Here is an 11,371-nt window from a genome sequence, read left to right on the forward strand (position 1 = left end):
GCTGCGAAAAGCGACGGCCACAGGATATAAAAGCGCCTGGTCCATCAAGTCGCTAATAGCCTCCCATAAAACGGAGCCAGCAGCCAATGCCGATTCAGCTGGCCTGATCCTGAAAGCTGCCATCAAGCTCACTCAGTCCAACAACCAGCGCATCAATCAACACCCGAACCTTGGGCAGCGCCTGACGATTTTTGACCCACCCCAGATTGATCTCCATCCCGACGCAGGCCAGCTGCGCAAGTACCTGCACCAATGTCCCGTCTCTCAGCTCCTGCTCCACCAGCCACGAAGGCAACTGCACGATACCGCAGCCTGCCAACGCGGCCATGCGCAGCCCGTCGCCATTGCCCACTACCAGTCGCGGGTCTACCTGGCTGCGCTGCTCCCCAGCAAAATTCCAGGGGCTGATGCTGCCATCCACCCAGCCATAGGCAATGCACCGATGTTGCTCAAGGTCGCGCTCGGACAGCGGTATGCCATGGCGGTCCAGATCTGAACCTGTGGCTCGCCGGCGGACTGAGCATGTTCATCTTCGGCCTGGGCGGTTTCGCCCTGTCGACCACCCTGCTGTTCTGGGTGATTTCCATGGCCATTTTCACCATCGGTGAAATCATCGTGTTCCCGGCGGAATACATGTTTATCGACCACATCGCGCCCAGTCATCTAAGGGGCATGTACTACGGGGCGCAAAACCTCAGCAACGTCGGCGCAGCGTTGGGGCCGGTCCTGTGCGGAATGGTCCTGGCAACGCAACCTGCTCACTACATTTTTTATATGCTGGCGCTGTTCGTGGTGGCCGGTGGGATGCTGTACTTGCTGGGGGTTGCCATTTCGATAACGGTGACGACTGCCACTGAGCAGTGAATCAGCAGATTCATCACGGTAGAGACAAAACAAGACTACAGTTTCTGCAATTACTGTCGGGGACTGGCCATTTGACGATCAGACCGAATGCGCCGGACTTCACCGAAGTCGAACCCAGGGCCGAGGCTCAGAACGTCCTGTTGCAGGCCTGCGGCACGGGCAACCGACTCGCCTTCGAAGCCTTGTACCAAGCCACTTCGGCCAGGCTCTTCGGCGTGTGCCTGCACTATGTCGGTAATCGCGCCGAGGCTGAAGAGGTGCTTCAGGAGGTCTACATCATGGCGTGGATGAAGGCATCCAGCTTCGATCCGCGGTTGGCCAGCGCCATCACCTGGCTGGCGACCATGGCCCGCAACAAGGCCATCGACCGGCGCCGCTCCCATCATCGTCATGAACCGATCGAAGCCATCCACGACTGGCCTACCCAGGATTCGGTTTTGGAGTCCGTCGAGCGCGAGCGCCAGGGTAGCCAACTGGACCGCTGCCTGGCGACCCTGGAAGAAGACCAGCAACGCTATATCCGCGTGGCCTTCTTCGAGGGTTACTCCTACGCCGAAATGGCCGAGCGACACAGTATTCCCCTAGGGACGATGAAAAGCTGGATTCGTCGCGGACTGCTTCGATTGCGCATGTGCCTTGGCCTATGAACCAGAACCCACTGCCTCCAGACGATGACCCGGACCTGCTGATCGCAGAGTACGTGCTCGGCGTATTGACCGGCGAAGAACGCGATCGGGTGCAGGCCATGGCGGCCCGGGACCCGCACTATCAAAATGCGATAGCCGCCTGGCAGCTTCACTTTGCCCAGTGGCTCCAGCAGATACCTGAGTCCAGCCCACCGCAAGGCAGCTGGCAGGCCATCGAGCAGCAACTGTTCCCCAGCGACAGCCGCCAACAGCCAAGGCGTGCGGGCTGGTGGGATAACCTCGGATTCTGGCGCTGGACAGCCGCGACGCTGGCTGCCGGACTGCTGGTAGCGGTGTTCACCCTCCAGCCGCCATCACCAGGCTTGCGGCCGGCAATGCTCGCCCGCCTGGAACAGAGCGACGGCAACACCCTGTTCGCCGCGACGATCCCGCCCGATGGTCGAAGTGTGCTGTTCGTCCCCACGCGCACCGCCGACTGGCAGAACAAGAGTGCCCAGGCATGGGTAATCGCTGCCGATGGCAAACCCCATTCGCTGGGCCTGCTGCCAGCCAATGCCGCCGCCACCTTGAGCGTGCCGTCGGAACTTGCAGGCGCGCTTGGCAGCGGCGTGGTGCTGGCGGTCTCCCTGGAACCGTTGAACGGTTCCCCTACCGGACTGCCAACCGGACCGGTCATCGCCCAGGGAAAAATATCGTCGCTTTGATGCATCCGTTTGGAGACCTGCTCCGTACATTTCTTACCTTCATCCGAAGGACCGAAGAATCTGGAGAAGTCTCATGCTATCCATTACCCAACGCATCGCCGCTGCCTGCTTCGCGACCCTTTGCCTCGCTGCGTCACCCGCCTTTGCCGCTGAGCCCGTCATGGTGGGCGGCGCCCCCATGTATGCGAACAAGACCATTGTCGAAAATGCCGTCAACTCCAAGGACCACACCACCCTGGTAGCGGCAGTCAAAGCCGCCGGCCTGGTCGACACCCTCAACGGCAAGGGCCCGTTCACGGTCTTTGCACCCACCAACGAAGCCTTTGCCAAATTGCCTGCCGGCACCGTCGACACGCTGGTCAAGCCTGAGAACAAGTCTGACCTGACCAAGATCCTCACCTATCATGTGGTCGCCGGTACCCATACCGCCAAGCAGTTGATGTCGGATGCCAAGATGAACAGCGGCAAGACTGTGTTGAAAACCGTGCAAGGCGAATCACTCACCGTCATGGAGCACAACGGGAAACTCTGGGTAATGGACGCCAAGGGTGGAAAAAGCGCGGTTACCATCGCTGATGTCATGCAGTCCAACGGCGTCATCCATGTGGTCGACACGGTGCTGATGCCCAAATAGCATCGACGACCCGGCGGGCATTACCCAATGTCCGCTCAGGTCGACAGCAGCCGCTCGGCCACGGAGTTCTGGGAACCCGACTGGGTGGAGCCCGACGCCGAGCAGTTCCGCGAACGGGTTCGCCGGGCGATTACCCCGGATGTATGGGTATGTGAAGGCAATTATGCGCGGCGCACCTTTGACCTGCGTCTGCCCCGTGCCGACCTGATCATCTGGCTCGACACGCCGCGGCTCACCTGTTTCGCCCGGGTGGTCCGGCGCAGCGTGATGAACCGCCCGCGCCCTGATATTCCCGCCGGCTGTTCGGAAAAGCTCGACCGCGAATTCCTGACCTTCCTCAAATACGTGTGGCATTTCGACAGGGGTTATCGCCCCGGAATCGAGGCGGTGCGCCAAGCCACGGGCCCACAGATTCCCGTGGTGCATTTGCGCGGTACCCGGCAGATTGACGCATTCCTTGACGGCCTGGCTGGCAGCCCTGGAATCAGCCGTGCCGCAACTGCGCAGGAACGGGGTTCTGCCCACTAACGCGGTTGAATCGAACCCCTTCCCGCTCCACAGGTCTGCTCTAATATCACTCCTCTGGAATCAACTCCCATGTCCGCTCACCAGAGCCTCGTCGCACTCGCACGGGGCGGTTACGCCGCCCGGGGCGTCATCTATTTGATCATCGGCATTTTCGCCCTGCTCGCCGCCCAGGATTCGACTAAAACCAAGGATAGCCATCGCAGTCTCGAAGCATTGTTGAACCAGCCATTTGGTTATGTATTGGTAGGGCTGGTGGTGGCTGGCCTGCTCGCGTTTGCGGGCTGGCGGATTCTGCAAGCCGTCCGCGATGTGGATCACCACGGTACGGACCTTAAAGGTGTTGTCGTTCGCGCAGGATTGCTGGCAGGGGGCCTGGTCAATGGTGCGTTGGCGTTTTTTGCCCTGGGCCTGCTGGTCAGTGGTGTGCGCAGTGCTGGCGGCGATGGCGGCTCGCAGACCAAGGACCTGCTGGCGCAAATGCTGTCGTGGGAGCATTCGAACATGTTGATCTACCTGATCGCCCTGGTCCCCCTCGGCGTCGGCATCGCTCACCTGTTCAAAGGCTGGAAGGCCACGTTCGAGAAGTACTTTGAAGCGGACGAAGACGTCATGCGGTATGTTCGCCCGGTCTCGCGCTTCGGCCTGATGGCCCGGGGCGTGGTGTTTATCGAGATCGCCGTGCTGCTGGCGGTGAGTGGCTCCAACTACAAGGCGATTGATCCACCTGGCATGAAGGATGCGCTCGATGCGCTGCAGGGTCTTCCGGCCGGAGGCGTGTTGTTGATGGTGATGGCCTTGGGATTGATCGCATTTTCGGTGTACAGCTTTGCCGAGGCCGCCTGGCGCAAGATCAACATGGACGTGCCTGGAGTTGTCCGCGGTTAAGTGCGGCAGCTGGCTGATAGCAGAGCGACGGTCGTTACGGTGAGCGTAACGAACCGTCGGTTAAGGCGGGATTCAGTTGTTGCGCAGTATCGAGAAGTTCAACGCACCGGCTACACACAGCCAGATGAGATACGGGAACAGGATGAGCCCGGTGATCAGATCAAGCCGCAGTGCCAGCACCACCATCGTCGCAACGACAAGCCATAGCAGCGTAATGATCACCATCCCCGCGAAAATCCGGTGCGCTCCAAAAAATACCGGAGTCCACAGGGTGTTCAAGGCAATTTGTGCCGCCCAGAGTGCCAATACCATCTGGCTGCCAGGTATCAGGCTCAAGCGATACCCCGCCCATGCGAGCAGCAGGTAGATGATGGTCCACGCGACCGGAAACAGCCATTTAGGCGGGGTGAAGCTGGGTTTTTTGAGCTCTTCGTACCATTGACCGGGCTGGAACATGATACCGGTGCTCGCCGCAGCACCGCAGGCTAAGAGGAAAATCATGAAGGTCATCGTCTGTCCTTAGCTGAGGCCAGCTATCTGGGGTTGGAACGCCGTATTGGCAGTCTCAGGGTTGGACAACCCGAGGGAGTAAAAAAGTCTGCACAGGCAGACAGTTTTTTGCCGCGTGCTCTCAGGCCAGCAACTCGGTGATCCATCGGGCTTGCAGGGCGAGGTCTTGCACCTTCTCTTGCGGCACTGCCTGTCGGGCGTGGGCGAAGCTGCTCAAGGTCTTGTGTTTTTGCTGCAGCAGACGCTGCCACTTGGCCAGAAACAGTGGACTGCGAGCCTGCATCTGCAGCGGGCCGAAGTACAGTTCCTCGGGGGAATACATCACCGGCCCATCGCGCTCGGCAACGATGATTTCATAGTAGAAGCGGTTTTCCCGCAGCAGTTCCTCGAAGTGGATGCGATAACCGTTGTCCATCAGCCATTGGCGCAGTGGCTGCTCGCCGCCGTTGGGCTGCAGGATCAGGCGCTCTTCACCGCTGAGGTGCGCCTTGCCGTTTTCGAGGATGTCGCGGATTGTCTCGCCGCCCATGCCACAGATGCTGACTGCGGTGATCTCGTCGTGCGGTTCAATCGCTGCCAGGCCGTTGGCCAGGCGCACGGTGATGTGCTGGTCCAGATCGTTGTCCCGCACGGTGCGCTCGGCGCTGAGGAACGGCGTCATTGCCACCTCGCCCGCCACTGCTACCGTGATGACCCCACGGCGCATCAACGCCACGGGTAGGTAACCGTGGTCCGAGCCGATATCGGCCAGGCGGGCGCCGGCGGGCACATGGGCGCCAACGCGTTCAAGGCGCATGGACAGGGTGTTTTGGTTCAACGGGAGTACCACGGGAGCCAATTGGGGACGCGATTGTGTCGGGTGATGGTGGGGATTTCAATGGTTGCCAGCCAGTGCTCCTTCGGGACGGTCGTCGGATCGGTTGAACCACTGCAATTGCGCTAAAGTCGAATAGTTAGTACCAATTAGGACCAATATGCAGCCAGAGTTCTACTCCGTTCTATTTCAATGATTACCCCAGGGAATGACGCGTTGATAAGAACCCGAGTTGGCATGGCAACAGATAAAAGTACTGGGCCAACTGATACCCACCCACAGTGGTGGCGAACATTTGTGTTGCCAGGCAGTATTTTCCTGACCGGAGTTGTCCTTTCCGTAACTCTTGGCACCCTGGATTCGCGAGAGGAATCTCAGGAAGCAAGAGCACAGGTTATATCCGCGCTGGCCAATATCAGGGCTCATCTTGAGAGCGAAGTTCGCTCGACTTTTGATGTGACGGAAGGCATCGGCCAGCTGCTTAGAGTGGACGGCGAAATTTCGTCGGCGCATTTCGACGGAATGGCCCGGCAAGCCATTTCATCCCAGCCGCATATACGCCACATCGCACTGGCACCCGACGACGTGGTGCGTAAAATCTTTCCGCTCGAAGGAAACCAGGGAGTCCTGGGGTTGGACTACCGCAAGCTTCCTGAGCAATACCGGGCGATCGAGCGAGCTCGGGAACGAAAAGACTCTTTGTTGGCTGGGCCGGTGCACCTGGTTCAGGGTGGCGAAGGATTCATCCATCGTCGACCTGTTTTCATCAGCCATTCAAGCGGCGAAGAGACGTATTGGGGCAATGCGTCGGTTGTTGCGGATGTGCTTCAACTACTCACTGCCGGCGGTATCGTTGGTGATAAAAACTTGCAACTGGCCCTTCGCGGCGAAGATGGTTCAGGAGCAAGTGGCGGGATGATCTACGGTGACCCTGAAATATTCCAGGCTGAAGCTGTTACTACCATGGTCAGCGTCCCCGGTGGCACCTGGCAACTCGCGGCTCTGCCGCAGAATGGCTGGCCAGTCAGCTTTTTGTTCAACTCGCCGCTATTCCTCGTCGCCCTCATCTGCACCGGTTTATTTACCTATTTCGCTGCGCAACTGAGCAAAAGTCATTTGCTCACTCGCCAGCGCCATGCCCAGTTAACCCACGAGATTGAAGAGCGTCAGACCGTAGAATTATCACTGGTGCAAAGTGAGGCGCGTTTTCGTGCACTGTTCGAACGCTCGCCTGATCCCATCTGGATCCTGCGCAAGAGTGGCGTTTGCACCGATGCGAACCCGGCGGCGATGGACGTTTTCGGATTTCACGATTTATCCAGGTTGCACCGGATAAAAGCGACGGATATCTCCCCCGAATTCCAGAGTGATGGCCAGTCAACAACGCTCAAGGCGCGAGAAATGCTCGATACGGCCATGCTCAATGGCGTACACCGTTTCGAGTGGCTGCATAAGCGGGCCAATGGAACCGTATTCCCCGCAGAGATAACCCTGTGCGCAGTGGTTCTCTTCGGCAAGCCGATGCTTTACGCCGTGGTGCGGGACATCTCCGACAGGAAACAAACCGAGGAAGCCCTGCAAACACAAAAGGCACTGTTGCTCGACATCGTCGATAACGCGCCATCGCTCATTTACGTCTACGACACGCAAGGCAAACTTCGTCTGTGCAACCGTATGTTCGAGCAGGCCGCTGGTCATACCTTCGAGGAAATGGAAGGCAGAACTCGCGAAAGTTATCTGCCTTCAGCAGAAGCCACAATCCTGCTCAACAATGACCAAAGCGTGCTTTCAATCGGCGGCAGTTTACAGTTTGAGGATCAAGTCAAAAAACAGGGCATGACGCGCACGTACCTGACGACGAAGTGTGTTTTAAAGGGAGTTAATGGGCAGCCATCCGGGGTATTGGGGATTTCCACCGACATCACCGAGATCAAACAGCGCACCGAACAGCTACGCCTCGCGGGCATCGTCCTCGATAACACCGCTGATGGCGTCATCATTACCAATTCACGCGGGCATATACTTTCGGTAAACGCAGCGTTTATGAAGATTTCAGGCTTCAGCGCCGAGGAATCCATAGGTTTCAGGCCCAACACCCTCATAACCGATAAACAGGACAACGCTTTTTATCGGCAAATTTTCAAGAGCCTGAAAACAACCGGGTTGTGGCGCGGCGAATTGTGGAATCGGAGAAAAAACGGCGAGCTTTATCCGGAATGGCTGACCATCAACGCTGTTTACAATGAAAGTGGCAAAGTCACTCACTACGTCGCCGTGTTTTCGGACATTTCAGCGATCAACCAATCGCAATCTGATCTGGAGCGAATGTCCCATTACGACCCGGTGACTGCTTTGCCCAATCGTGCGTTGTTTAATGAGCGGCTGCAGCATTCACTGGACCTGTCGCTGAGCTATAACCAATTTCTTGCCGTGGTGGTGCTGGACCTGGATGGTTTCAAGACGGTGAACGACAGCTTGGGACATTCCCTGGGGGACGTGCTTTTACAACAGGCAGCGTGCCGATTCCTTTCGTGCGTGCGTTCCGAGGACACCGTATCTCGTTTGGGAGGTGACGAGTTCGCGTTGATACTGAACAACCTCACACACCCCACCGACGCCATCATCGTGGCGAAAAAACTGCTGGTATCACTGCAGGAACCTTTCGATTTGAAAGGCACTGCCACGCTGTTGACTGCCAGCATCGGAATATCGGTGGCGCCCCATGATTCAGAGACCCCTGAACAACTGCTCAGGCAAGCGGATACAGCCATGTACGGCGCCAAGGAAGGCGGACGTAACGACTACCGCTTTTATCAGCCTGAAATGACATTGCGCGCTCAGGAACGATTGAATGGCGAGCGTTCTCTGAGACGCGCAGTGCTTAATCATGAATTTGAAGTCTGGTACCAGCCAAAGATAAATCTGCTCAACAATGAAATAGCGGGCGCCGAAGCGCTGATTCGCTGGCGTGATCCGGTGCAAGGTCTGATTTCACCTGGCGAGTTCATTCCCTTGGCGGAAAATACCGGCTTGATCATCCAGATCGGTGAGCAGGTTATTGACATGGTCTGCAGGGATATCAGGCGATGGGCTGATCTGAAGCTCCTGCACGGTGTCATTGCCATCAATGTCGCGCCGCTGCAAATTGATCGCAGCGATTTCGTCGAAACCCTGAGAAGTGCCTTGGAACAGCACGATCTACCGGCGCATGTACTTGAGGTAGAGGTGACTGAAAGCTTGATGATGGCAAGCCCCGAACATTCCCGCGAGGTCTTGAGTACATTGCAGAGCCTGGGCATAACGACTGCCATTGACGACTTCGGTACGGGCTACTCCTCCCTGGCTTACCTCAAGCTGCTACCCATCAACCATCTGAAAATCGATCGCAGCTTTATTTCGGATTTACCCAATGACCCGCGTGATGTGGCAATTACTAAAACCATCGTCGAATTGGGGCACGCCCTGGGTTTTACAATAATTGCAGAAGGCGTGGAAACCGAAGAGCAAAACAGCTTTCTCAAGGAGATAGGTTGCGACCAAGGCCAGGGCTATCTGTATGGCCGCCCCATGCCCGCAGCGGATTACGAGACATGGGTGAGTGAGCGGCTCGACAAAGGCCTTTTCGTGAGCAAAGACTGAGGAGATCGATATGCCCAAGCTGCAACTCGGCGTGCACTCCGAAGCTGGCAAACTGCGCAAGGTCATGGTGTGCTCCCCCGGCCTGGCGCACCAGCGCCTGACGCCGGGCAATTGCAATGAATTGCTGTTCGACGACGTGCTCTGGGTAGCCCAGGCCAAGCGCGACCACTTCGACTTCGTGAGCAAGATGCGCGCTCGCAATATCGACGTGCTGGAAATGCACAATCTGCTCACCGATATCGTCTGCATGCCCGAAGCGCTGGACTGGATCATGCAGCGCAAAATGACGGCTAACCCGCTCGGCTTTGGCCTGGCCAATGAAGTAGAAGGCTGGCTGCGAGGGCAAGAGCCGCGCAAGATTGCCGAATACCTGATCGGTGGCGTCTCGGCGGAAGACCTGCTGGGCTGTTTCAGCCAGCACACGGTTGAAGTGCTCCGCGAGTTTCTCGGTCATTCCAGCTTTATTCTGCCGCCTCTGCCCAACACTCAGTTCACCCGTGACACCAGCTCCTGGGTCTACGGTGGAGTGACGCTTAACCCCATGTACTGGCCGGCGCGTCGTCAGGAGACCCAACTGATGAGTGCCATCTACCGATTCCACCCGGAGTTCACCGAGGCCGACTTCCAGATCTGGTACGGCGACCCTGATCAGGAACATGCAAACGCCACACTCGAAGGCGGCGATGTCATGCCGATTGGCAACGCAGTCGTGCTGGTCGGCATGGGTGAACGGTCCTCCAGCCATGCCATCGGCCAGCTGGCGGCGAACCTGTTCAGGCATGACGCCGTGCAGCGAATTATCGTCGCCTGCCTGCCAAAATCTCGCGCGGCCATGCATTTGGATACCGTGTTCAGCTTCTGCGACCGCGACGTAGTGACGATCTATCCGGAAGTGGTGAACCGGATCGTCGCATTTTCATTGCGTCCGGATGAGGGCAAGCCGGGCGGCATAGACATTCGCCGTGAAAGCGGCAGTTTCCTCGACACTGTGGCCAAGGCGCTCGACCTGGACAAGTTGCGTGTCATAGAAACCGGCGGCAACAGCTTTGCTGCAGAGCGGGAACAGTGGGATGACGGCAACAATGTGTTGGCGCTTGAGCCGGGTGTAGTGATTGGATATGACCGCAACTCCTACACCAACACGCTATTGCGCAAAGCCGGCGTGGAAGTCATCACGATCAGTGCGGGCGAATTGGTACGCGGACGTGGCGGCAGCCACTGCATGACCTGCCCGATCATTCGTGACCCGATCGAATACTGAAATCCCCCCGTCACTGGTCTGCCGCCCGGAGCAAGCTCGCTCCTAAAAAAAAACCGTTCAGTGGTAATCCTCCCCCGCAACCGCCCGCAAATAAGCCTGATCCGCCTCAATCCGCAGATCCCGCCACTCCTCCCAGTTAACGATCCCGAGGCGATCCATCTCGTCCGCCTGGCGTAACAGATCCTCGTGGTACGAATCGGGACACTCCATCCGGAGCGAGCAGTTCTGCAGCGTCTGATGCCAGGCATCCAGCGCGAGCAGTCGTTGTTCCTGAGCCTGCGTCAGCCGGTTCTTGAATGAATTCATGGTCGTGCTATCCAGAGCTGTTTCTGAATGGAGCAGGACGACTGGAACTAAATTCACGGCATCTGACGGGAGGTGCCCAATAATGCAAGGGCTGGTTTACTTAAGACAGCTTGAGGTGGCCCCGCCATAGACATCGTGCACCTGGAGCTGCAAATCGACTGATGCCCTTACTCTACCGCCCCGGCTCCCACTGAAGAAACATGGGTAATCCATCGGCGTGCAACAAGGGCACCTCATGTTCCGTCCAGATGTGATATTGCGGCCTGTGCTGGGGATCCTCATCCAGCGTTCCAAGACGCACGATCATGGCAGCAGCGTGAATCTTGCGACAGGTGTGGCAGTGACAATGGCTGACGGACATGTCGATGCAGTCAATTTCATAGCCCACGGACCCGCAGGCGCAACTTCCTTTCATTGTTCTCTTTCCTTGGTCGCCCACAAAAATGCGCTCTGGCATGCGTTATCTTGCCATCGCTAAACTGCGGTTGCGATGGTGAATGTTGCGCCGCCATCGCCACCAATCCGGCTCCGAGATGCGGTTCAATTGTCCCCTGAAGAGAAAATCTGCGCCGAAACTGA

The 11,371-nt window shown here is 57.7% G+C and carries 12 protein-coding genes and 1 pseudogene; 8 read left to right on the forward strand and 5 right to left on the reverse strand.

Annotated features, from left to right (window positions below; translation table 11 throughout):
* Positions 1–94 precede the first annotated feature (94 nt).
* Positions 95–490: a LysR substrate-binding domain-containing protein gene (locus ACYZTK_RS03430; protein WP_462014847.1), complete on the reverse strand. Its 396-nt coding sequence runs from the start codon at positions 488–490 to the stop codon at positions 95–97.
* Between the two features lie 2 nt (positions 491–492).
* Here ACYZTK_RS03430 and ACYZTK_RS03435 point away from each other — a divergent pair.
* From ACYZTK_RS03435 to ACYZTK_RS03460, 6 genes and pseudogenes are all read left to right on the forward strand, one after another.
* A pseudogene (locus ACYZTK_RS03435) lies at positions 493–864 on the forward strand (MFS transporter); the annotation flags it as partial.
* 71 nt (positions 865–935) lie between these two features.
* Positions 936–1,511 (forward strand): sigma-70 family RNA polymerase sigma factor, encoded by a 576-nt coding sequence (locus ACYZTK_RS03440; RefSeq protein ID WP_462013139.1) that lies wholly within the window; start codon positions 936–938, stop codon positions 1,509–1,511.
* Positions 1,508–2,215, forward strand: coding sequence for an anti-sigma factor (locus ACYZTK_RS03445; protein ID WP_462013140.1), 708 nt, complete (start codon positions 1,508–1,510; stop codon positions 2,213–2,215). The genes ACYZTK_RS03440 and ACYZTK_RS03445 overlap by 4 nt, the downstream gene beginning before the upstream one ends.
* Before the next feature lie 73 nt (positions 2,216–2,288).
* A complete protein-coding gene (locus ACYZTK_RS03450; RefSeq protein ID WP_462013141.1) occupies positions 2,289–2,849 on the forward strand; it encodes a fasciclin domain-containing protein in 561 nt (186 codons plus the stop codon).
* Positions 2,850–2,876: 27 nt separating this feature from the next.
* On the forward strand, positions 2,877–3,377 hold the full coding sequence (locus ACYZTK_RS03455; RefSeq protein ID WP_462013142.1) for a P-loop NTPase family protein: 501 nt from the start codon (positions 2,877–2,879) through the stop codon (positions 3,375–3,377).
* Positions 3,378–3,446: 69 nt separating this feature from the next.
* On the forward strand, positions 3,447–4,262 hold the full coding sequence (locus tag ACYZTK_RS03460; protein ID WP_462013143.1) for a DUF1206 domain-containing protein: 816 nt from the start codon (positions 3,447–3,449) through the stop codon (positions 4,260–4,262).
* 72 nt (positions 4,263–4,334) lie between these two features.
* On the opposite strand, the gene tspO is transcribed toward ACYZTK_RS03460, so the two are convergent.
* Both tspO and ACYZTK_RS03470 read right to left on the reverse strand, forming a co-directional pair.
* Positions 4,335–4,772, reverse strand: a complete 438-nt coding sequence (tspO, locus tag ACYZTK_RS03465) for a tryptophan-rich sensory protein TspO (protein ID WP_462013144.1) — start codon at positions 4,770–4,772, stop codon at positions 4,335–4,337.
* A gap of 121 nt (positions 4,773–4,893) precedes the next feature.
* Positions 4,894–5,589, reverse strand: coding sequence for a tRNA (adenine(22)-N(1))-methyltransferase (locus tag ACYZTK_RS03470; RefSeq protein WP_462013145.1), 696 nt, complete (start codon positions 5,587–5,589; stop codon positions 4,894–4,896).
* A 234-nt stretch (positions 5,590–5,823) separates the two neighbouring features.
* Between ACYZTK_RS03470 and ACYZTK_RS03475 the strand changes: the two genes are divergently transcribed.
* Positions 5,824–9,225 (forward strand): EAL domain-containing protein, encoded by a 3,402-nt coding sequence (locus tag ACYZTK_RS03475; RefSeq protein ID WP_462013146.1) that lies wholly within the window; start codon positions 5,824–5,826, stop codon positions 9,223–9,225.
* A 10-nt stretch (positions 9,226–9,235) separates the two neighbouring features.
* Entirely contained in the window at positions 9,236–10,486 is a 1,251-nt protein-coding gene (gene arcA, locus ACYZTK_RS03480) for an arginine deiminase (protein WP_462013147.1), read from the forward strand.
* Between the two features lie 57 nt (positions 10,487–10,543).
* Here arcA and ACYZTK_RS03485 read toward each other — a convergent pair whose 3' ends face one another.
* A complete protein-coding gene (locus ACYZTK_RS03485; protein ID WP_462013148.1) occupies positions 10,544–10,792 on the reverse strand; it encodes a hypothetical protein in 249 nt (82 codons plus the stop codon).
* A 172-nt stretch (positions 10,793–10,964) separates the two neighbouring features.
* The gene (locus ACYZTK_RS03490; RefSeq protein ID WP_462013149.1) at positions 10,965–11,249 is read right to left on the reverse strand and encodes a GFA family protein; all 285 of its coding nucleotides are present in this window, start codon (positions 11,247–11,249) and stop codon (positions 10,965–10,967) included.
* Between the last annotated feature and the right edge of the window lie 122 nt (positions 11,250–11,371).

The sequence above is a fragment of the Pseudomonas sp. LB3P31 genome (genome assembly GCF_054897945.1).

Excerpts from the sequence above, each read along its gene's own strand:
- ACYZTK_RS03490 (WP_462013149.1), bottom strand. The coding sequence starts at position 11,249 with ATGCCAGAGCGCATTTTTGTGGGCGACCAAGGAAAGAGAACAATGAAA.
- ACYZTK_RS03485 (WP_462013148.1), bottom strand. The coding sequence starts at position 10,792 with ATGAATTCATTCAAGAACCGGCTGACGCAGGCTCAGGAACAACGACTG.
- ACYZTK_RS03445 (WP_462013140.1), top strand. The coding sequence starts at position 1,508 with ATGAACCAGAACCCACTGCCTCCAGACGATGACCCGGACCTGCTGATC.
- ACYZTK_RS03455 (WP_462013142.1), top strand. The coding sequence starts at position 2,877 with ATGTCCGCTCAGGTCGACAGCAGCCGCTCGGCCACGGAGTTCTGGGAA.
- arcA (WP_462013147.1), top strand. The coding sequence starts at position 9,236 with ATGCCCAAGCTGCAACTCGGCGTGCACTCCGAAGCTGGCAAACTGCGC.
- tspO (WP_462013144.1), bottom strand. The coding sequence starts at position 4,772 with ATGACCTTCATGATTTTCCTCTTAGCCTGCGGTGCTGCGGCGAGCACC.
- ACYZTK_RS03460 (WP_462013143.1), top strand. The coding sequence starts at position 3,447 with ATGTCCGCTCACCAGAGCCTCGTCGCACTCGCACGGGGCGGTTACGCC.
- ACYZTK_RS03475 (WP_462013146.1), top strand. The coding sequence starts at position 5,824 with ATGGCAACAGATAAAAGTACTGGGCCAACTGATACCCACCCACAGTGG.
- ACYZTK_RS03450 (WP_462013141.1), top strand. The coding sequence starts at position 2,289 with ATGCTATCCATTACCCAACGCATCGCCGCTGCCTGCTTCGCGACCCTT.